19 protein-coding genes, 1 pseudogene and 1 other annotated feature are annotated in these 21,311 nt (G+C 44.8%); of the genes and pseudogenes, 5 read left to right on the top strand and 15 right to left on the bottom strand.

The window, feature by feature from the left end:
- The first annotated feature begins 204 nt into the window (after positions 1-204).
- Positions 205-1,068, top strand: coding sequence for a pentapeptide repeat-containing protein (locus PAEVO_RS05515; protein ID WP_100536637.1), 864 nt, complete (start codon positions 205-207; stop codon positions 1,066-1,068).
- 99 nt (positions 1,069-1,167) lie between these two features.
- Here the strand turns inward: PAEVO_RS05515 and PAEVO_RS05510 are convergent, their stop codons facing one another.
- From PAEVO_RS05510 to PAEVO_RS05495, 4 genes are all read right to left on the bottom strand, one after another.
- A complete protein-coding gene (locus tag PAEVO_RS05510) occupies positions 1,168-2,850 on the bottom strand; it encodes a glutamine--tRNA ligase/YqeY domain fusion protein (RefSeq protein WP_100536636.1) in 1,683 nt (560 codons plus the stop codon).
- A 77-nt stretch (positions 2,851-2,927) separates the two neighbouring features.
- Positions 2,928-3,186, bottom strand: a binding site (T-box leader).
- An 87-nt stretch (positions 3,187-3,273) separates the two neighbouring features.
- Positions 3,274-3,762, bottom strand: coding sequence for a translation initiation factor IF-3 (gene infC, locus PAEVO_RS05505; RefSeq protein WP_100536635.1), 489 nt, complete (start codon positions 3,760-3,762; stop codon positions 3,274-3,276).
- A 43-nt stretch (positions 3,763-3,805) separates the two neighbouring features.
- Positions 3,806-4,549: a metallophosphoesterase family protein gene (locus PAEVO_RS05500; protein WP_347708123.1), complete on the bottom strand. Its 744-nt coding sequence runs from the start codon at positions 4,547-4,549 to the stop codon at positions 3,806-3,808.
- A 426-nt stretch (positions 4,550-4,975) separates the two neighbouring features.
- Positions 4,976-5,419, bottom strand: a complete 444-nt coding sequence (locus tag PAEVO_RS05495) for a GNAT family N-acetyltransferase (protein WP_100536633.1) — start codon at positions 5,417-5,419, stop codon at positions 4,976-4,978.
- A gap of 280 nt (positions 5,420-5,699) precedes the next feature.
- On the opposite strand from PAEVO_RS05495, the gene PAEVO_RS05490 reads away from it, so the two are divergent.
- Positions 5,700-7,646 (top strand): elongation factor G, encoded by a 1,947-nt coding sequence (locus tag PAEVO_RS05490; protein WP_100536632.1) that lies wholly within the window; start codon positions 5,700-5,702, stop codon positions 7,644-7,646.
- A 299-nt stretch (positions 7,647-7,945) separates the two neighbouring features.
- Entirely contained in the window at positions 7,946-8,815 is an 870-nt protein-coding gene (locus PAEVO_RS05485; RefSeq protein WP_100536631.1) for a cation diffusion facilitator family transporter, read from the top strand.
- Between the two features lie 329 nt (positions 8,816-9,144).
- On the opposite strand, the gene PAEVO_RS05480 is transcribed toward PAEVO_RS05485, so the two are convergent.
- From PAEVO_RS05480 to PAEVO_RS05460, 4 genes are all read right to left on the bottom strand, one after another.
- A complete protein-coding gene (locus PAEVO_RS05480; protein WP_100536630.1) occupies positions 9,145-10,695 on the bottom strand; it encodes a hydantoinase/oxoprolinase family protein in 1,551 nt (516 codons plus the stop codon).
- The gene (locus tag PAEVO_RS05475; protein ID WP_100536629.1) at positions 10,688-11,791 is read right to left on the bottom strand and encodes a DUF917 domain-containing protein; all 1,104 of its coding nucleotides are present in this window, start codon (positions 11,789-11,791) and stop codon (positions 10,688-10,690) included. Before PAEVO_RS05475 ends, PAEVO_RS05480 begins: the two co-directional genes overlap by 8 nt.
- Positions 11,792-12,186: 395 nt before the next feature.
- A complete protein-coding gene (locus tag PAEVO_RS05465) occupies positions 12,187-13,719 on the bottom strand; it encodes a PucR family transcriptional regulator (protein ID WP_243390634.1) in 1,533 nt (510 codons plus the stop codon).
- A 586-nt stretch (positions 13,720-14,305) separates the two neighbouring features.
- The gene (locus PAEVO_RS05460; RefSeq protein WP_100536627.1) at positions 14,306-14,587 is read right to left on the bottom strand and encodes a DUF6809 family protein; all 282 of its coding nucleotides are present in this window, start codon (positions 14,585-14,587) and stop codon (positions 14,306-14,308) included.
- Between the two features lie 70 nt (positions 14,588-14,657).
- Between PAEVO_RS05460 and PAEVO_RS05455 the strand changes: the two genes are divergently transcribed.
- Positions 14,658-14,891 carry a helix-turn-helix domain-containing protein gene (locus tag PAEVO_RS05455; RefSeq protein WP_481856485.1) on the top strand — a complete coding sequence of 78 codons (234 nt, stop codon included), beginning with the start codon at positions 14,658-14,660 and terminating at the stop codon, positions 14,889-14,891.
- A 411-nt stretch (positions 14,892-15,302) separates the two neighbouring features.
- A complete protein-coding gene (locus PAEVO_RS05450) occupies positions 15,303-16,172 on the top strand; it encodes a copper amine oxidase N-terminal domain-containing protein (RefSeq protein WP_100536625.1) in 870 nt (289 codons plus the stop codon).
- Between the two features lie 82 nt (positions 16,173-16,254).
- Here the strand turns inward: PAEVO_RS05450 and PAEVO_RS05445 are convergent, their stop codons facing one another.
- The 7 genes and pseudogenes from PAEVO_RS05445 to PAEVO_RS05415 all read right to left on the bottom strand — a co-directional run bounded on the left by PAEVO_RS05445 (position 16,255) and on the right by PAEVO_RS05415 (position 21,116).
- A complete protein-coding gene (locus PAEVO_RS05445; RefSeq protein WP_243390633.1) occupies positions 16,255-16,464 on the bottom strand; it encodes a GNAT family N-acetyltransferase in 210 nt (69 codons plus the stop codon).
- 293 nt (positions 16,465-16,757) lie between these two features.
- Entirely contained in the window at positions 16,758-17,324 is a 567-nt protein-coding gene (locus PAEVO_RS05440; protein ID WP_100536624.1) for a hypothetical protein, read from the bottom strand.
- Between the two features lie 216 nt (positions 17,325-17,540).
- On the bottom strand, positions 17,541-18,104 hold the full coding sequence (locus tag PAEVO_RS05435) for a YdcF family protein (protein ID WP_100536623.1): 564 nt from the start codon (positions 18,102-18,104) through the stop codon (positions 17,541-17,543).
- Between the two features lie 307 nt (positions 18,105-18,411).
- A complete protein-coding gene (locus tag PAEVO_RS05430; protein WP_100536622.1) occupies positions 18,412-18,864 on the bottom strand; it encodes a VOC family protein in 453 nt (150 codons plus the stop codon).
- A gap of 211 nt (positions 18,865-19,075) precedes the next feature.
- A complete protein-coding gene (locus PAEVO_RS05425) occupies positions 19,076-19,582 on the bottom strand; it encodes a P-loop nucleotide/nucleoside kinase family protein (RefSeq protein WP_100536621.1) in 507 nt (168 codons plus the stop codon).
- A gap of 437 nt (positions 19,583-20,019) precedes the next feature.
- Positions 20,020-20,114, bottom strand: a pseudogene (locus PAEVO_RS34175) (putative holin-like toxin).
- Positions 20,115-20,465: 351 nt separating this feature from the next.
- The gene (locus tag PAEVO_RS05415; protein ID WP_100536619.1) at positions 20,466-21,116 is read right to left on the bottom strand and encodes a DUF3885 domain-containing protein; all 651 of its coding nucleotides are present in this window, start codon (positions 21,114-21,116) and stop codon (positions 20,466-20,468) included.
- Positions 21,117-21,311 lie beyond the last annotated feature (195 nt).

Below are 21,311 nucleotides of genomic sequence, written 5' to 3'. Positions count from 1 at the left end.
CTTCGGTGAAACGAGAAAAAATCGTTAGGTAATATGCGGATGGTGCATTACAGCATCTGGGGTTTCTGATTTTAACCCATTCCCGAGGTATAAAACAGTTTAAACCAAGATTGCATCTATGACTCTAAGAACATTTTGTTTTAAAATAGAACTAGATGTCACTCATTGACGTAACACGGATTTGGAAGGAGCTCCTCTAACGTTATGCTAGACAAACAAGAACAAGTCCCCAATGAACAGGGCGGATTACAATTACAAGCGGATTGCGAACGCTGCTTTGGATTATGCTGCGTCGCTTTACCCTTCGCCGCCTCCACGGATTTTGCCATGGACAAAGACGGCGGAACCCCTTGTCACCATCTGCAATCCGACTTCCGCTGCGGCGTGCACAGCAGCTTGAGGCAGCGAGGTATGAGAGGCTGCACCGTATACGACTGCTTCGGAGCAGGCCAAGTGGTTTCACAGGTCACGTATAACGGTCGCGACTGGCGGCAGGCTCCTGAGACCGCAAAAGAAATGTTTGACGTATTCCCGATCATGCGGCAGCTTCACGAGCTGTTATGGTATCTGAACGAAGCCCTGGCTTTGCAACCGGCTCAAGACATTCAACCCGATCTGAGTTTATCGCTAAAAGAGACGCTCCGGTTGACTCAGCTTCCTCCCGAATCCCTGTTACGGCTGGATGTGGCAGCCCATCGGGCAGAAGTGAATCAGCTGCTTCTTCGAACCAGTGAGCTTATGCGGGAGGATGCGCGAAAGAAGCATAAAGGGCCACCTGTGCGTCAAAAGATCGGAGGCCGCGGTGCTGACTTGATGGGAGCTAAGCTTAAAGGAGCAGACCTGAGATATGCCAATCTGAGAGGAGCTTATCTCATTGCCGCGGACCTCAGAGGAGCCGATCTGCGGGCTGCCGATCTGATCGGTGCCGATTTCAGGGACGCAGACCTTAGGGGGGCCAATCTAGCAACCAGCCTCTTCCTTACGCAATTCCAGGTTAACGCAGCGAAAGGAGACGCCAGCACCAAGCTGCCCCCCTCCTTATCTCGACCGGGACATTGGACGCGTTAACGCTCAATATATTAGGAAAGAACAGATGATGATTTACTATAAACACTAAAAATCCGGCAGCTGACTGGCTGTCGGATTTTTAGTGTTGGCCAAACGACTTTAAGCGCGCTTCTTCCATGAATCCTTCAAAGGAACGATACGGTTGAACACCAGCTTGTCTTCGGTCGTATATTTGGAATCCACGCAGAAATAGCCGTGTCTGATGAATTGGTATGTTCGGTTCATCGTCGCTTTCAGCATAGAAGGCTCCAATATGGCGTTTTCGATTCGAATCAATGAATCGGGGTTCATCAGATCCTCCCAAACGTTATTCGATTCTGATAACTCGGCTGATTCCTTCAGCAATTTTTCATACAAGTGAAGCTCCGCCGGGATCCCGTGCTTCGCGGATACCCAATGCAGCGTTGCTTTCACCTTCCGCTCATGAAATCCGCTTCCGCTCTTCGTTAATGGATCATACGTGCAGTGAATCTCCATGATGTCTCCCGTTGCTGGATCTTTCACGACATGTTCGCATTTGATGAAGTAGGCTCCTTTCAGGCGCACTTCCTTGCCAGGGGATAACCGATGAAATCCGGGAACCGGCTCCTCCATAAAGTCCGCTCGTTCGATGTACAGCTCTCGTGAAAAAGGAACCTCCCGCTCACCCAACGTTTCATCACTTTCATGATTCGGTATAGCAAGCATCTCGGTGCAATCTTCTGAAAGATTCGTGATAATCACCTTCAGCGGCTTCATGACGGCCATCGCATTAAAACACCGTTCCTTCAAGTCTTGACGGATATAATGGTCGAGCATGCCCGAGTCCACCAAGCTGTTGCCGCGAGACGCCCCGAGTTCTCCCAGGAAACGTCGGATGCCCTCAGGAGTCACGCCTCGCCGCCGTAATCCTTTCAACGTTGGCAGTCTGGGGTCATCCCATCCGTCGACAAAGCCCCCCTCCACCAGTTCCCTCAGGTATCGCTTGCTCGTTACGTATCCCGAGATATTCAACCTTCCGAATTCCCGCTGCTTGGGAGGCTCCGTCACTTCCAGCTCCGTAAGCACCCACTCGTATAACGGTCGATGATCTTTAAATTCGGCTGAGCACAGCGAATGGGTAATTCCTTCAATCCAGTCTTGGATCGGATGGGCGAAATCGTACATCGGATATATACACCACGTTGTTCCCGTACGGTAATGCTTCGCATGAAGGATACGATACAGAACGGGATCTCTCAGGTTCATGTTGGGGGAAGACATATCGATTTTGGCTCGAAGTACTTTTTCCGACGTTTGGAATGCCCCTGCGATCATTTGCTCAAATAACGCCAAATTCTCCTCGATGCTGCGCTCCCGAAACGGGCTGTTCATGCCGGCCTCAGTCAGCGTCCCCCGGTATTCCGTCATTTGTTCAGGCGTGAGATCACAGACGTAAGCCTTTCCTTTGGCTATGAGTTTCTTGGCGGCTTCAGCGATTTGATTCGCATAATCCGACCCGAAATAAACGTTCGGCTTAAGTCCAAGCCACTCGATATCCTCCTGAATCGCATGCACGTATTTGACATCTTCCTTCAACGGATTCGTATCGTCGAACCGAAGGTTGAATGTCCCGTTAAACCGGCTGGCAATGGAATGATTGATGTAAATTGCATAGGCGCTGCCGATATGCAGATAACCGTTCGGTTCCGGTGGGAACCGAGTAGCCACCGGCCTGTGGTACACGTTGTTCTCTACATCCTCCTTAACCATCCTGGTCAAAAAATCCACCGTTTCTTCTCCCCTGTTTTTATCGTCGCTCATACCTAACTCCTCCTTACGTAGTTTTTTCAGCCGTAACTCCGTAAAAAACAAAAAAATCCCGCCTCCAAGACATAAGTCTTGGGGACGAGATTGGTTTCGCGGTGCCACCCCTATTCGCCGATATCTCACGATACCCGCCTTATCAGGTACGGCCATCACGCGATCGCTTATACCCTAGCTCTGTAACAGGAGCTCCTGTCGCACCATCTCTTATCCATAAGTTCCGATGCGCCGCTCAGAGGCTTGGTTCAATGAATGGCTTCCAACTCCTTTTCAGCTTACCGGAGCTCTCTGTGGGGATTCCTGTTCATCTACTCTTCTCTTCATGGCGTTTACAATTTGATCCATAGTATCATCTAAATATAAAAAAGTAAACCATGGCACTTTGCTAAAATGAAACGCCTGAACATGCGTTCCGTCAGCTTAGTTCGGCAGCAGCTTCACCGTAGCCTGCTTGCCGCTGACCTGGATGCCCGTCTCCTTTTTGCCTGCCTCAGCCAAATCTTGAACGAGTCGCTCAAGCAGCTTGCGGGCGGCTTCGCCCTCCTTGCCTTGAATACGAATAACGGGCTGGACAGCTTTGCCCGCTGCCAGCAGCTTATGCATTTGCGACAGCTTGGTGTCATAATCATGCTCTTCAATATGTACGGACAAACGGAATTCCTTTACTTTCATCGGACCGGATGTAGCTGATTGGCCCTTCTTCTCTTTTACGGCCTCCTGCTTCGCCTGACCCCGGCTTACGAGCTTGCATGGCGGGGGACTGCTGAATAACGAGGTACACACCAAATCGGCTTTGTGACTTTTCGCCAGCGCAAGCGCCTCATCCCTCGAGACGACTCCCAGATCTTCGCCGTTTAGGCCGGTCAGTTCTACTTCGCGTGCTTTTATCTTTTCATTCATAACTAACATGAACAGATCCTCCTATCGAAAGTCATGTAGATATTCGTTCATTTCATTTCTCTTCCTCTACGTTCACATCATTGCGAATGAAGCGAACAGAATGCGTTCGGTATTCCTGCTCTTCCGTGATTTCCAAGCAGTTAAGCTGTTTACCGTACACGCACGCTCCATCGATACCGATTTTGTCCCCTTCGTCACAAAACCAGATCCCCTCCGAATCATGCAAGTTCATGGCCGGCGTATGACCGAACACCACCGTTTGGATAAGGCCCGTCGGATAATTGAAGAATGGATCACGAATCCAGATGAAATCATGATGAGGCTGCAGCTTCCAGTCATCCACACCCGGATTGATCCCTGCATGCACGAATATATGGGTGTCTGTTTCATAATAGAGGGCCAGCGTATCGAGAAAGGATAGATGGTGCCCAAACTGGTTTTTAATATAGGCTTTACCTTCGTTATATCTGGCACGATCCATTTTACCCTCAAAAAAATCGGCGCCGCAGTAGCTTTCTATCGTATGTCGAGCTCCATTGCGAATCCAGCGTGAGTTCACTTCATCCGTATCAAGCATAATGGCATCCAGCATCATCTGATCATGATTTCCCCGAAGAGTGACAGCCCCTGCATTCCGCAATTCCATCACTTGCTCAATGACTTCCCTGCTTCTTAATCCGCGATCCACATAATCCCCAAGCAAGATCAGCTGGTCCTTAGCGGGATTGTACTGCACGTCAGACAATAACTGGTTGAATTCATCGTAGCAGCCATGAATGTCGCTAATTGCTAATATTCGAATCGTAGTCCCCTCCTACCCTAGTCATAATACCACTCTGTTCTCCAGCAGGTTCTTCAGGCTGATTCATGATTTTGACGGACCCATGCCTGCAATCGAATCCTGAAAGTCAGCAAGCTTTTCAACCGATGTTACTCCTTGTCACCTTATAATTTAAGGACATCCAATCCGAGTTACTTTGCTATTTAGGTATAATAGCATATTCTCCTTTACACCAACATCACTTGAATACGGAGCAACGCCTTGTGAGGAACCGAGCACCCTCCTACTGGGCGAACCTCCGCTTCTGGTGAAAAATGCACTCGTGTACAGCCCAAACGGTGAAGTAATTGAATTGTTAGAGGAGGTTCAATTCATCGTGCACCCATAAAGCAAAAAAGCCGTGCGTTCTGCCATAGAAATGGTTGAACGCACGACTTTTCTCTATTCAATAAAACTATATTTAGCCATTACGTCTCCCCAAGGGGCAATCCCGGCTTCTTTAAATCCGATTTGGGAATAGAGTCTTTCCGCACGCTCATTCTCGGGTTTGTAACATAGCATAACATCATCCGTCGTATCCGGCGAGCTCCGAATCTCCTCGAGAACCAAACGAATCGCGGGTTTGGCATAATGCAGTCCCTGAAACTTACCGTCGATCATAAACCGGTATATCCAGTAGTTATCATCGTGCGGGTGCAGACCATACATTACAAATCCAATCATCTCTTCATCATGGTAGATCGCACGCGTTTCGAAGCCCTCCATGAATTGAGCTTCCGCTATTGAATATAGATTAGGGGCAATCCACTTCTCCTGTTCAGGTGTGGGTTTAAGACGGATGCAATCCTCCCAATTGTCTTTATCTATGGCATGAAGTGTTATCAAATGCAAGACTCCTTCATATAGGGTGTATGCCTTTATCCTAATCCAATGCCGACCATTTTTCACGGTATTAAATATGTAAACTCAAATAAGACGCTGCACGCTGCCGGATACAGAGCAAGATAATGAATGGTTATAAGCATTGTTTACATATTCCGAATATCTCTCAATGGATAAACTAGAAGTAACTTTATTATTATGGAGGCGATATTGATGCGGCAATTGAACGATAACATCCAACGGAAAGGACAACTAACCATGAAACGAATGAGGGTTATGATATATGAAGAAAATATTGAATATTGGAGTTTTGGCCCATGTTGATGCCGGTAAAACCACACTAACGGAGCAAATCCTGTTCAGGTCCGGCATTATTGATCAAGCGGGCTCCGTTGACCAAGGCAATACCATCACGGATTCGCTGGACATTGAACGCAGACGAGGCATCACGATCAAATCCGCTGCGGTATCCTTCATGTTGGGGGATCTAAAAATCAATCTGATCGATACGCCGGGACATGCCGATTTCATCTCGGAAGTCGAGCATTCACTAAGTGTGCTGGATGGCGTCATTCTGGTGATTTCCGCGGTTGAGGGCGTCCAGGCCCAGACACGGGTGCTCATGCAAACACTGAAAGAACAAGGGATTCCCACCCTTCTATTCATGAACAAAATCGATCGAATGGGCGCGAATTACCAGAATGTCTATACCATGATACGGCATCTGCTGGATGAACATATTTGCGAGATGAGCTCTGTAACTCATGAAGGCAGCGCAGCCGTTCGGGTGGACGTGGCCGATCCCCATAGCGTCGGCTGGATCGAAATTTTGGCATTGGCCAATGACGATCTGCTGAACGACTATGCCCAAGATATTCCCATCACTCGCGAGCGGCTGCAGGAGGCATTACGCAGGCAAACCCAGCAAGGTAAAGTGTACCCCCTATTTGCAGGATCGGCAGCCAAAGGGATCGGCATCGAGCCGCTGCGCCAAACGCTCGGTGAGTTTTTCCCCGTTAATGACGCCTCGGTGCTTCAGCATGAAGCGTTATCCGGCCTAGTGTTCAAAGTAATCAAACTTCTGAATGGGGAACGGAACGTATACCTCCGGCTGTTCGCCGGTAGTATTCAAGCACGAGACGAGATTCCGGTGATAACGCAGAACGGCAACACCACCATGTTCAAGGTAAAACACCTACATGCTCTGCACCATGGCAAATCCATGTCGGTGAATCAGATCGATGCCGGAGACATTGCGATTCTCATGACCGATGAACTCAAGGTGGGCGACGTTATCGGCACTGTTTCCGACAGGATGAAGAGGGTCCACTTTCAGAAACCGCCGATTCAAGTCCAAGTCTCGGCCAAGGATCCAGAGTATGAGCATCAACTTCATACTGCCCTAAGCGATCTCACCGAAGAGGATCCGTTCCTGCAATATATCCAGGATTCGATAACCAAGGAACATATCATCCACGTATTCGGCAAAGTCCAGCAAGAAATTCTGCTGGAAACGATCCAGCAGCAATACGGCATCGAAGCTGTATTTTCAGCTCCGCGGGTCATTTGTATCGAGAAGCCTGTTGCGACCGGAGAGGCTGTTGAATATATGGGCGAGTGTCCTTTTTATGCAACGGTGGGCATACGGGTCGAACCCGGCGAGTCAGGAACCGGACTTCAGTACCGCCTGGAAGTGGAGCTGGGCTCCCTCCCCCTATCCTTTCAAAAAGCAATTAAAGACACGGTGTTCGAGGTGCTGCAGGAGGGGCTGTATGGATGGTCCGTGACCGATATGATTGTCACGTTGACGCATACCGGTTACGCAAGTCCGGTTTCGACGGCAAAGGATTTTCGCAGCCTGACTCCGCTCGTCCTCATGTCTGCGCTCAACGAAGCCGGAACGGAAGTATATGAGCCCATGAACGTGATCCAATTCATTCTGCCGGAAACCAGTTTAAGCAAAGTGTTATCCAAGTTGGCGGCACTGGAAGGGACCTATCAGGAACCAACATTCCACAATAATGCTGTACACGTGCATGGTACCATCCCCGTGCGGACAACCGACTTGCTGAAAGCCGAAGTCCATTCTCTGACAAGCGGTGAGGGCATGCTCTCCGTTAAACCAGGAGGCTACGTGAAGGCGCAGGCCCCTTTCCCTGTGAATAAACGGCGACAAGTCAACCCGCTGAACCGCGGTGAATATATGCTTTACTTGAACAAGATTATGTAAGAATCCAGGTGGAAATGCGGCGATTGAATGTTGGTATATAATTCAGCGTATTTCGCGTAGGCGGACCACCCGCATAGGATGTAAAGATTGATAGCGGTGTCGAGAGAGGATCTCGCCCGCTATTTTGTTGTGCCAACATCCTAGCCTCACTCTATCTTTCTTAGTCTGGTGCAACTCTTTTTGCCCCTTGTCACTTATTAAGTGATAGGAAAAAACGTTGCTCTAGACCCACCCCTGCTCTGCTTGGTAATATAGTCAGGTACTATTTTTGGGGGCGTGCGGGAAGGAGTCGGCTAGATTTGGAACAACAACGTTATCAGGATTTAAAATTGGGTGAAAAAGGTGCGATCATCAGTATCATTGCTTATATCTGTCTATCTGCAATCAAATTATGGATAGGTTACACTGCCAACTCCGAGGCCCTGCTGGCGGACGGATTAAATAATGCCACAGACATCGTGGCGTCCATTGCTGTATTGATCGGACTGCGATTATCGCAAAAACCTGCGGACCGGGATCATCCATACGGTCACTGGAAAGCGGAAACGGTATCCTCCTTGATTGCTTCCTTCATCATGATGGCCGTCGGGATCCAGGTCCTGTTCGGGGCCGTAACTTCCATGTTTGAAGGAAACCATGCATCGCCTGATCTTATATCCGCATGGACCGGCATGGGCTGCGCCATTGTGATGTACTTGGTCTACCGCTACAATAAGCGCCTAGCCGCCAAAGTAAACAGTCAGGCCGTTATGGCGGCTGCCAAGGACAACCTGTCGGATGCCTGGGTCAGCATCGGTACGGTCGTCGGTATCATCGGCGCCCAATTTCATCTGCCATGGCTCGATCCGCTTACCGCCGTATTGGTAGGCTTCCTGATATGTAAAACCGCTTGGGATATATTCCGGGATGCCTCTCATCATTTAACCGATGGCTTCGATGAGAACATTGTCAAAGACTATAAAGAAACCGTAAAACAAGTGGTTGGCGTTAAGGGAGTCAAAGACATCCGGGCAAGGAATTATGGCAGCAACACGGTTGTCGACATCGTCATCCTGGTCAGGTCGAATCTGGATATCCGGGTCGCCCATGATATTTCTGACCAGGTGGAGCATGAACTAAAAGAAACACACGGCGTTTATGACGTACATGTTCATATTGAACCGAGTTAAGCCTCCAACATTACCAAGTGTTATAAGCAATGAAAAAGGTCCGGCCACATTCCTGTTGGCCGGACCTTTCACTTTATTCATTTTACTTATTGCTCCGCTATATGTTCTAGGATTGATTTATTCTTCAATTGAAGCTTTTATCATAAATCCTTTAACGTTCTTATATTCATGGCGTCCGACACGGTCGGATTCGTCCGGCAGATTCTACTTCCCCGAAATTAGCGTTCATATAGAATGAGTGAAATCTCTTTTCCATGCATCACACTGCACCTCACCGATAACAAAAAAGAGCCTCACACAAGTCTATAAACTCATGTGAAGCCTCTCTTCTACTTCATGTTTCCTACGACTTTCACTCTCAGTCTCGTCGCATTTCCCGGATGATAAGCCAGCGGGGTTTCTTCCACTCCCACGAGTTCCACCGTAGTCGGATCAGCGCCAGCCAGCACCGCCTGCTTCACGGCTTTTTCTTGCGCATCTCTTAATGAATCCTCACGGGGCTCTGTAGAATAAATATAAATTTGTTCATATTGTCCACTGATTTGAGCAATACACGCACCAATGGCGTTGGCTACGCCCCCGTTCTCAGGCTTAATCATATGGGATACCCCGCGAATCGTGTCCGGTATAACGACACTGCCGCCGCCTACCAAAACAAGCTCAACGTCTCCCGACGATGTCTTCATTTTATCAATGGCCTGCTCAAGGATGGTTCCAATTTCAGCTTGCACCTTTTTAGCGAAGTCTTCATCCAGATGCGCTACCAAGCTCTTATCCCCGACATCCGCGAGTCCCAGCCGAACGGCAATGTCTGTTGTAGTCAGCGTATGCCCGCCAAAGACCAGCGCTTCCTGTCCAATCTTGTATCCTACGCTGTCAGGGCCAACCGTAATTTTGCCGTTCTCCGAGCGCACGATGCTTCCGCCGCCCAGCCCAACGGAGATAATATCCGGCATGCGGAAATTCGTGCGGATATCGCCAACCTCGACCGCAACCGAGGATTCTCTTGGGAACCCGTCCTGCAAAACCCCGATGTCCGATGTCGTCCCTCCCACGTCGAGAACCATCGTATCTTTGATCTTCGCCAAATAAGAGGCGCCGCGTATGCTGTTCGTTGGCCCGCATGCAATGGTCAGGATCGGAAATTGTTTGGCGTAATCAATCGACATTAAGGTACCGTCATTCTGGCATAAAAACACCGCTGCGTCTGTGATGCCTTCATTTTTTAACGCCTGCACAAATCCTTGGGTTGTCGTTTCAATAACCTTGCACAATGCTGCATTGAGTATGGTCGCATTTTCCCTTTCTATTAAACCGACCGAACCGATCAGGGAAGAACAGGAAACAGGGAATCCCGGTCCATATACTTGATGGATGAGATCGCGAACCTGAAGCTCCTGATCATTTTTAATGGATGAAAACACACCAATGACGGCGATGGACTCGACACTGCTCCCCCATTCCTCTAAAAGAGCTCTAATTTCAGCTTCGTCGACTTCTCCAAGCACTTGGCCGTCATATTCATAACCGCCATGAACGAGAGCATATTTACCCGACAGTTTCTGAACCATATCCTCAGGCCAGGACGTGTAGGGAGCAACGGAAGCCGTTGCCGGGTAACCCAGACGAATGACGCCGACTTGGGCCAGCTTTTTGCGCTCAACAATGGCATTCGTGCACTGGGTTGTACCTAACATGGCATGCGTGATTTGGGTTTTATCCATATTCGATTCCTGCAGCAAATTCCGGAGCGAGGTTTCAATACCCGTTTTAATATCTATAGTTGTTGGTGTTTTCACCGCATGAATCAGATGATAATGCTCATCCAAAATGATGGCGTCTGTGTTGGTGCCGCCTACATCGATCCCGATTCTATACATTCTGAGCCACCGCCTTTTTCACCATTTCCTCAATAGGAACATAATCGTAATCATATCCGAAGCATCTTGGTCCTGCCGTCTGGATTCCCTTTTCCGTTCTCCACTTTTCATGAGCGGGCAGTCCAATAACACGTACGCGTTTACCGTATTTCAGGCTCTCCGTGGTTACAGGCGACAAGGTTTCGTAATCAACCAGACAGATCAAATCGGGGGTCATCGCTACCACTTGACCGTTCTTTACAGCAATCAGGTTTTCATTTTGAAAATGAACCTTCATCTCTCCGCCTTTAAACGCCTCGATTCCTTCGAGATGCATTCGACCAAGGTTAAATCCTCCCTTGGTTTCCCGGATGACATCCACGATTTTACCTTGGAAAAGCTCATAGCCGGACACCAGCTTCAGCAGTTCTTGAAGCTTATCGCCCGCGTCCCGATTCTTCGATGTAATGATTTCTCCAATCTGTTCGGAGAGAGTCACAATATGATGAACGCCGCTTTGCTTCATTTGAGCACCCGTTGCCGGGTACAGGCTTACTAAAGCACTGGCTCCCATTTCAACCGTGGCCGCTCTGGCGAGCCGTTCCGTCCATGTATTATCAATGGTTTCAAAGATGCCGATGTTCCCTTTTTCATCCGAAATCGCCATCGGTGTCGCCGGAATGCCGTCCAGGTTAAACGTCACCATTTGAAGCTCCGGGAACGCCCTCCCCATACCGTCACAGTCGATCAGAGGCAATCCCAGCTGCGCCGCAACGACGATGGGAATCATGGAATTGACTCCTCCCGCTTCCATCGGAAACGTGCCGGCGATTTGTTCTTTTCCCAAGTAATTCGCTAATTTTTGAAAAACCTTAACAAACTCGTCCCCTTTAGGGAATTTCTCCACTAATACGGAAGGCGCCCCCATCATCGCGGCCGGAATGAAAAAGTCCTCATCCTGAATCTCATCGACTGAGCATAGTTTTACAGGTCCAAACTTCTCAATGGCCGAGAGAGCCATCAATTTCCCGATGTAAGGATCTCCCCCTCCGCCGGTTCCTAGAAATGCTGCGCCGACGGCGATGTTTTCAACAGCTGCTTTATCTAAATATCTCATTCATGATTCCTCCAATATAACGGTCTTCTGAGCCGATAAACGATAGCCCGCATAATATACGACAAAAGAAATGACAATCCCGATCAACGGCTGATTCGGTACCTGTGGCAAGCTTGGGAACAAGGATCACACACCGTCGTCCTTCCTTATTCCGTGCTTTAATTACCCCTGGAAAATCATGAGCAGCACCCTCATGGAGCAACCTGCTAACGTAACAAGCAATGCCTTCGATAGTCCCATGCCTGCAATAAGCACATTCCCTACCGACAAACTCGGGATGCTGATTATTCGAATACTTTTTCCTTATTGTAAAAGATGAAGGTGGTCAGCGTCTTTTTCAGAAAACAAAAAAAAATCCGATGTTTTTGTCTGATTGGACAAAACATCGGAACTTTTTAATTATGGATGAGACGGTAGACCATGCAGGCGGTATAAACATCGTACGATTCCGAGTTTATGGTCACATCATATCCTATGAGCTCACAAATTTTTTTAATGCGATATTTCACCGTATTTTTGTGGACGAACAACAGCTTGCTGCAGTCATCCATATCCCCCTTCGCATCCAGAAGAAAAGTCATCAGGGTTTTCAATGCGTCAGGGTCGTCCATAATCGGCTCGATGACGGACAAGCATTCTTCCGTGATCTCTTCCCCTTGTTTACTGAGATCTATAGCTCGTTTCATGGAACGGACTTCAGCCGCGGTAAATAGTTTGCGGTTATGATAGATGCGGTGAACCTCTTTAGAGACACCGTTGACGAGTTGGTACATTCGGCGTACGTCCTGTGTGTTCCGCATCCTTGGAGAATAAACGATGCTTGATATTTCGGCGGTGTGACTCGTGGTTTCGATATATTCCGCTGCGATTTCAAACTCATTGTATTTATATGAACAATTCCCTAGCAACACGACAACGCAGTGATCGATCGTTTGAATGACCGCGGTTTTATAATATTGCGAGAGATGCGCTTTTAAGTCTTCCCTTATCCTTCTTTCCTCCGACAAATCCCGAATGTAAACGAGCCACATCATTTGGATGGCGGAAACGTCAATATAGAGCAAACTGGCCAATCTGCGCATTTTTTCGCTTTCATCATTGACGATGGCTTTAACCAAAGCGTATTCGCTGACCTCGTTATGCTTGTCTCCCCACAAATTGATGGCCACCTGCACCACCTCGCTGATTTGATCCATCGTCTTCGGAGGCAGCTTCGTATTCTCTTTAATGAGAAACAGGTAGAGGACCTCCCCGTTTTTTTGGTGAACACGTTTGTATTCAACAAAGCAGGACGAATCCAGCTCTTCTCCTTCTCCCACTCTACCGTTCAAAATGGAAGGCGCCATGGACCGGATTAGACTCGCAACATCGAGTGATGAATTACGCGGCCACATGACACGATTGATGATATCCAGGTTGCTGTTTGTCAGAACGATGTTCGCTTTCATCCGGTCCGACAGCAGTTTAAGGGTAATTTCCACGCTCCGCAAATGTTCCGGCAGCAGCGAGACCTTTTCCAGTGATTCATTCACGAAATGCTCATTCACATTCTGATTGCTTACGATTGCCTCCATGACTTCATAAATGACTTCATTATACCTAAGAGAGTAATCGTTTCTCGGCATGCAAATGATAATAAAATTCAGAGATTCGGCCAGCTCGAGCACTTCATCGGCTATATCTGGCATGACAATGCCAACATAGTACAAAATCAATCCCACTTCTCCAAGGTCATGCAAATATTGCACCGTTTTGCATTGCTGCTCCACGCTGTCCTTAATGGAATAAAAAGAGCTAATGACCAGCTCTTCGGCATACCACTCTTCTTGAACGGTTTGAATAATTTGCGAGAAGAAATTGACATCCGCCACCTCTAACACAGATAAAGAGGAAACGGTCTGATGAAGCCTGCTTGTTCCAGTGACCACCTGAGCTCCTCGAAATGAAGGCAGCTGCAGTAAATCTTTAACGGTTACCCCAATTCAACCACCACTTTTTTGTTCGATTCAAGCTGCTCTTAGTCTTCAATCTGCACGCAGTCTACATCTACAATAGATCATTCATCCAGTAGTAGATCCTCGTAGAAATAGCCTGTTAAAACCAAGCTATGATGCTCGCATAACGAAGCAGCCTAAGATAGGTTTCATTAATGTTAGTATAACCCTGGTTATGATAAGCAACCAAGTAAGTTCCTTTGCCAACTATGAAATTTTTTGCATACTCGGTCGGGTCCACTAAGATGCTGAGTCCCATTCGACTCGTACCCATATTCATCTCCTGTTAAGGATTTCTTATAACGTTCCTGTATTCACGAAATGACCCAGCCTTAGATAGCACTTATCTTAGGCCGGGTCGAGTGTTGCTGAGCTTCTTCCATGATTGATTATACATCTGACAACCAAAGGGCGTGCCGCAGCGTGAATGGATTGTTAACTGAAATCAACGACCTCTTTGAACAACTATATCCTTGAACTAAAAAATACCCTTCATACAAACTTTAAATGTTTATAAATATCAATTAGACAATTCTCTATTAGCAAACACTTCAGTAATCATTTGAGCACCCATTTTAAAACCATAGATGAAAACCTCTGTTGAATATATTGAGACAGATCTGTTAAGTAAATCAAATGTTTTTTCAAGAAGTTCCATATCATTTTGTGATAGCTTCATCTTAAGGTGATTCTTCGAGTTGGAAATTTCGTTATTTATAGATCTGTACTCAAGATTCTTTGGCACAATCATTTCTTCAGGTTTAATTTCTCCAAAATATAATTGCTCCAATATACTGTTCATTCCCTACCTCTCCCTCCAATAAGTTAATCACAGAATATTTTAGCGAATAACTCGCTAGATTATCTTGGTTATGGAGGTGTTAGGCATGTACCAAAGAATCCGAAGCCTACGCGAAGATAAAGACTTGACGCAGTCACAAATTGCTGCTTATCTAAACTGTTGTCAACGTATCTACAGCAATTATGAACGCGGTGAAGTTGACATCCCTACAGCAATACTAATTAAACTTGCCGATTTCCATCAAACCAGTACGGACTATCTTCTGAACAGAACCAACATCAAGAAGGCTTACCCTACTGATTGAAATAAGCGTCAATATGATTCTTAATACAACTTTCGTTGATTTTCGCTTAACGTTTTTGTATCTACGAACCCGAGAGGCTTAAGGCGAAAGCGCCGGGTCCGACGGACTTAGCCTCGCAGGGTTGTTCGCTGAGTCTTCTCCTATGCTCACTACATATTGAGAACCAAGGGCAAAGACCGCAGCGTAGATACAGTGTTATCTGGAGTCATAGCCCTCAACTCAAATAACTAAACATTTTTATGACAGAAGTATGTATCTGCAGTATAAAAAATAGCCATCAGTTAATTCCCTATTATTCGATATGTGCAATTATACCTACTCAACACGTCAAGCCATATAAGACTATATACTCAGTCGGGTGAATATGTTACTATTGTAATTGTCAAATTTAACCTACGGGGGTTTATAAACATGAAGAAGAAGTTGTATCATTTTTTAAGTTTCGTATTATTGCTTTGCTTGGTCTTCCCTGCAACTGGACATGCAGCATCTAAGTTTCAAGTATTTTTAGATGGAATACTTGTTAATGCAGAAGTAATAGAAAAAAACAAAGTAAATTATTTAGATATCAAAGCTCTTGCAGAGTCATCTGGAATTACATACTCATATGATGCAAAAGCAAAGAATTATACGGTTAAGAAAAATGAAAATACTATTAAATTCAAATTGAATGATAAGACATACACCCTAAATGGAAAGAAAAAACAAACTACTTACCCTGCTTTCTCAAGTAAAGGTAAGACTATGGTATCCACGCAATTCTTCACGGCAATAACTGGTAAGGAATTCAAAGTGTCCAAAGAAGATAAAATTTTTAGTTTCGGTAACTACTCTCCAACGGAAACTGGTAACATCAAGGGCTCAATCACCTGGCAGTACAATCAGTACATTGGAACAAAACCGGATATCGGTGCTAAAGTGGCGCTTATCCCAACAACCACAAACAACAAAATAAAGAGTCCTTTTTTTGCATTAACCAACAAACAAACTGAAGAAGACAACAACAATATTCATACAGCAGTTGTGGATGGCAATGGTTACTATAATATCGACGATGTACCAGCTGGTAAATATTTTTTATATATTTATTCCAACAACACAAATAGCGACATGACAGTCGATAGTTATGATTATGCTCAATTTAGTAAGATATTTGATCATGAAACCATGGAAATCCTTGAGAACCATCTGAAATTGCAGAAGTATAAACTTAAAGAAGTAACGATAAAACAAAACAAAACGATAACTGAAAGCCATGATTTCGGTTATACTTACTTCTGATTTACCTTCCCACTTAACCAGTGGGATTTTTCTTTGAGTGGGCTTTGATTATTCCAGCTTTCGTTTCTTGATTCTCTGTTGACTAGCAATGAAAACCGCATGTCCCGATACGTTCATTATTCTCTTTATTAAATAACCCATATCTACAGCCTGAATCGTGTATATGGAAAGCAATAATCTCCTCTGCCTCTCGCAAATCTTTACATACCTCAATGTCCATAAATCTTGTTACTTCTGGAAATGAAAAATGTTTATAAACTGCTTCAACATCATCTAAATTTAGTTCTCTCATGAACAGTCTTTCGGTTTCAATATTCGGATAAATCACTATAAACTACACCCTTTTTTTGGTTTATTCCTTTAGTTGTTTATTAGATTTACGGTAAATTCATATAACGTTACTGTATTACCGACGTCCCACCGACTTAAGGACCCGCCTGGTTCGGATGCGATGCGGTTAGTCGGTGCGGATGTGTCCGCCTGAATCCACTTCCTTTCCAATCCCCTTCGGGCGGATCGAGGAGCCGTCAGGCTCCGAAGCGTGGATATAATGTTATCGGGAGTTTCCCGCTTCCTCGAAGCACCCTAAAATGCCTTTATCGTATCTAATACATCTATAATAAAGAAAGACAAAACTCCATTAATAATACTTAGAAACAAAATTGATATTGATATAGAATTATCTTTTAAAAAGGTAGATGTTAAAAATTTAAACTTCGGCACTTTAAAATCATCCTTCACCTGAAATAAACAATCATTAATATCTATTAGAACCTCTAAGTATACAAAAAAGAATGCTGAAAGAATGATCCAGACATTCTGTTCGAGCTGTTCCATTGAAGAAAATTGAACAATTATTACAATCCAAACCGTAAACATTATCTTTAATAATGACTTCACTAAGACAATAAAAAACTTTAAATTCATATAACAAAGACCCATAAATAAACCAACAGCCATTAAATTTATTGTAATAATAGTATCCAGCAAATCGTAATAAACAGTTCCACTAAGTGACTTTGCCCATAATAAGATTGAAATCATATATGCAAAAAGGCTGATAATCAGGAAAAATAGCATTCTAGGTATACCTAAAATTTGCTTTTGCAATTCTTTTTTTCTTTTTTTATATTTTTCTACTCTTGTTTCCACGAACTAAAAACCTCTTTCATGGGAAATTTCCGATAACTTTTCAGTATTCACGACGTCCAACCGACTTAAGAGACCAACGGGAGCGGCCGCGATGCGCTTAGTCGGTGCAGGTTGTCGCCTGGTTCCACTTCCTCGAAATGCCTCTCGGCGCCATGGGGCAGCTTTCTGGCACCCAGCTTGAATGAGTCTTTTATGATGGGAATGCCTTCTTCGAGTTTAAGACAATTTCTTTACCCAGTTTGGTATGTGATGACCAAAGTATTTAGTAATTTTCTCAGCTTCTGTTAATACATACTTGATACCTTGGTCATTTAAAAACCAGTTATTCTTGCTTATTCTAAAATCATCTTGCTTTACTTGGAAAACGATATCTGACGAGAATACTGTTTGATAAGTCATTAATGCACGTCTTGAGAAAAATGATTTACAAACTATAATAGCTCGAGTGACACTAATGTTATGTTCTTTTAAGACTTGCCATGAGTTTCTTGCATTATCGAATGTGTTCTTAGCTTGATCCTCTTTAAGAATTGCCTCTTTAGGAATTCCAAGTGACAAACCAATGTCTCTTTGAAATTCCCATTCAGTGATTGCTAACTTAGGATTATGACCACCGGATGGAAGTATATATGGTGCTAATCCAGATTTATATAAATCACATGCAATCTTCATCGGCTTTGTATGACTTCCTCCGGGAACAAGGATGACATCTGCCGGTAAAAGCTCTTCTTCTTTTACAAATACTAGTTGAGTAATGCAATCAAAAGGATATTGCTTCAAGGTGACACCTCCAAATATGCATTCCTTTCATATAACGTTCTTGCATTTACGCCCCCTCACTGCCTTAAGTGACCGAAGGGAACGGCCGCGAACCCGTTAGACAGTGCAGGGTTGTCCGCCTGATTCACTTCTTCGAAAACCCTCGGGAGGACCAAGGGGCGACAGCCTCGCAGCGTGAATCGGGTATTATATGACGTAATTGGCTTCTTCGAGTTACTTTCACACTGCTTATCTGTTTCAATTTATACTCCAGCCATGTATATTTCAGTAAAGGCTTTTATAATTATGAAACGTCATTTGCAGCTGCTTATTTGTTACCGAGTTGTTCCGCCAAACCGATTAGAAGTCCTTCGGTTCCACGAATGTAGCAGAGCCGATACGAATCTTCGTACTGAACCACTTCGCCAACGAGCTGAGCACCATGCTTAGTAAGTCTGGATACCATCTCGTCAATGTTTTGAACTGTGAACATGACGCGTAGATAACCAAGGGAGTTTACAGGAGCCGTCCGGTGATCTGATATCGTAGGTGGAGTGAGAAATCGCGAAAGTTCAAGTCGGCTGTGGCCATCCGGGGTTACCATCATAGCAATCTCTACACACTGAGAACCTAGTCCGGTTACGCGACCAGCCCATTCACCTTCGACAGTGGTTCGCCCTTCGAGGTTCAAGCCAATCTCCTCGAAGAAAGAAATTGCGTCATCAAGGGATTCTACAACGATGCCGATATTGTCCATTCTTAGTAATTTATTATTTTCCATAGTTTTTTCTCCTCGTGTACAAATTTCTCACCTGATTATCTTCAAGATTATTTCATTAAAGAATGGGTTTTCGGGGTGTCCAGTCTGATCCACTTCCTCGAAATGCTTCGGGCGGACCCAGGGACGGCGTCAGCCGGCCCGCCGCGTGAATATAATAATATAAGATGTACTTGCCTTCTTTGAGATGCCAACAATATTTCATTTAATTTTTTCAAGATTTCACTCTATCTTCTAATTGTTTAAATAATGTATTTAAGCTTTCTTCCACAGTTTGATGGGCTGTATCTATGACTATGCGATCTTGGTCCCAAACATCATACTCTCGATTTCTGACCTGCTCCCATGTCGGAAGAACAAAGCCTGGAATATCGGCTGCACGGGTTTCAATTCGATGCCTATGTTCATTATCGTCAGAGCAAATCACTTCTATTTCCACATAAGGAGTTCCAAGAGAATCCGCCACGTTGCGCCAAGCATGGCGCGTAATCTGAATGGGGTTAACTGTGTCTGCAATCACGTCTAGGCCCAATTGGAGATTCTGCGATGCAATTGCATAACACACAATGTAGCCCTCAGGTCCTTCGATTCTCTTTCCCGAATCCCGCATAGCCTGCTCCACGACATCGACCCGAAGATACGTAGCACTTATTTCTCGTGCTAAAGCTGATGATAATGTGGTCTTACCGCTACCCGGCAGTCCACTAAATATATAAAGCAATAACCTCATCTCCTTTCGATTTTAATTTTTTTGTATTTGCGCTGATTTCTTATGACGCTTGTGTATCTACGAATCCAAGAGGCTTAAGGCGCGCCGCGCCGGGTCCAACGGACTTAGCCTCGCAGGGTTGTGAACTGATTCAGCTTCTCTGCCTACCACTTCTCGCGAACCAAGGGCCGAACGGCCCGGAGCGTAGAGACGATATTATGTGATGGGGATGCCATCTTCGAATAACTTTCAATATCAGTCTATATGCCTCTTCAACAATGTTTTCTAACTCAATTAGTTCTTTGATTCTTTTCAAGTATGGTATTATATATTTAATAAAGACCAAGTGCGTTAACACTTGGTCCATACAATTGGCTTGGATGGGTAATCCCTTCTTAGTCATTTACGATCGGAAACCCACCTTCGGCGGTCAACCTTAGGGTGGGTTTTTACTTTCTCTTGTTATTATTATTAATGTAAGTTAAAAGTGCAAGAATGAATGATCCAAATAGGAACATATCGTTAGTGTATCTTTCACTTTCATGGCTTCACCTCCTTTCGAAGGGAAACCATGACCGCCCAAGATTCAATTGTAGTTATATTTTACCTTTATTTACATCTGCGTACAAGCGTTCTTATTATGAGTTTGGTTTTTCGATTCTAAATATGGATTTATAACCATTGGCTGTCCTTTCAGATAACGTTGTTGTATTCACGACGTCCCACCACCTTAAGCCACAAGGGCGGGCGCGATGCGCTTAGTCGGTGCGGAAGTGTCCGGTTGAGTATGCTTCCCCGTTACTGAAATACCTCTTCGAATCACATCTAACTTCTGCCGAACCGAGGGCCGAACGGCCCGAAGCGTGAACATTCTGTTATATGCTGTGGCTGGCTTCTAGTGTTTTCCTTCAAATATCTTCTTTATTTCTTCTCTATCATAGTCTAAGATCCATTCATTGAACTTAATGTATATATCCTTTAACTGTAAAATTGAGCTTGAAATCACATCACATCCACGATCATCATAAATATGAAAAATCAAACCTTTGTTAATATTGATGAAAAAAACATCATGATGTATTGAAGGTTTTATTCCTACATCTTGATTGCAGATAGCTTTGAGTAAACTTAAGTTGTCTACATCGCTTACTTTACAATTTATAATATATCGGTACGTATTATTTTCTTCGTTAGGCTCTTCATCATCTTCAGCATAAATATCAGGAATTATAGTCAGTTTTAAATTCTTTAATACCTGTTTGTTTCTAATGTATCTACTATAAAGTTTCAACTTCTTAACCTGATATTTATATCTATAAGCGAAAATGGCATTGGTAACAATAAAAATATCATCATCTTTCATGAACAGTGCTCTAAATAATTCTGTTGTTCTACTATAGACCTGTTCCATGTAATGACTTACATCCAGATCATATAAATGTGGATCACCGAGTTCAAATCGAATACCAGTATTCCAATTATAAAGTAGCGGCGGTCTCACAATCAGATTAGGAAAATAATCATTAATAAATTTATCAAATGTCATTTGATTTCTCCTTTAATTCGGGTTTCCAGCCATTGCATATAACGTTCTTGTATTCACGAAACGACCCAGCCTTAGATAGCTCTTATCTTAGGCTGGGTCGTTTGTTGTCTGAGTGTTCTTCCATGATTATACATCTGACAACCAAGGGGTGGTAGCCCCGCACCTTGAATACATTGTTATTGCGCCGCTACTGTC

The organism is Paenibacillus sp. GM2FR (assembly GCF_002803325.1).
GTDB classification, from domain to species: domain Bacteria; phylum Bacillota; class Bacilli; order Paenibacillales; family Paenibacillaceae; genus Paenibacillus_AQ; species Paenibacillus_AQ lautus.
The sequence above is the reverse complement of the archived record's forward strand: the minus strand, read 5'-3'. Positions and strand labels throughout refer to the sequence as shown.

Coding starts and splice junctions, on each gene's coding strand:
- PAEVO_RS05515 (WP_100536637.1), top strand. CDS start 205: ATGCTAGACAAACAAGAACAAGTCCCCAATGAACAGGGCGGATTACAA.
- PAEVO_RS05510 (WP_100536636.1), bottom strand. CDS start 2,850: ATGAGCGACGATAAAAACAGGGGAGAAGAAACGGTGGATTTTTTGACC.
- infC (WP_100536635.1), bottom strand. CDS start 3,762: ATGTTAGTTATGAATGAAAAGATAAAAGCACGCGAAGTAGAACTGACC.
- PAEVO_RS05490 (WP_100536632.1), top strand. CDS start 5,700: ATGAAGAAAATATTGAATATTGGAGTTTTGGCCCATGTTGATGCCGGT.
- PAEVO_RS05480 (WP_100536630.1), bottom strand. CDS start 10,695: ATGTATAGAATCGGGATCGATGTAGGCGGCACCAACACAGACGCCATC.
- PAEVO_RS05475 (WP_100536629.1), bottom strand. CDS start 11,791: ATGAGATATTTAGATAAAGCAGCTGTTGAAAACATCGCCGTCGGCGCA.
- PAEVO_RS05460 (WP_100536627.1), bottom strand. CDS start 14,587: ATGAACAGTATATTGGAGCAATTATATTTTGGAGAAATTAAACCTGAA.
- PAEVO_RS05455 (WP_481856485.1), top strand. CDS start 14,658: ATGGAGGTGTTAGGCATGTACCAAAGAATCCGAAGCCTACGCGAAGAT.
- PAEVO_RS05450 (WP_100536625.1), top strand. CDS start 15,303: ATGAAGAAGAAGTTGTATCATTTTTTAAGTTTCGTATTATTGCTTTGC.
- PAEVO_RS05445 (WP_243390633.1), bottom strand. CDS start 16,464: ATGAGAGAACTAAATTTAGATGATGTTGAAGCAGTTTATAAACATTTT.
- PAEVO_RS05430 (WP_100536622.1), bottom strand. CDS start 18,864: ATGGAAAATAATAAATTACTAAGAATGGACAATATCGGCATCGTTGTA.
- PAEVO_RS05415 (WP_100536619.1), bottom strand. CDS start 21,116: ATGACATTTGATAAATTTATTAATGATTATTTTCCTAATCTGATTGTG.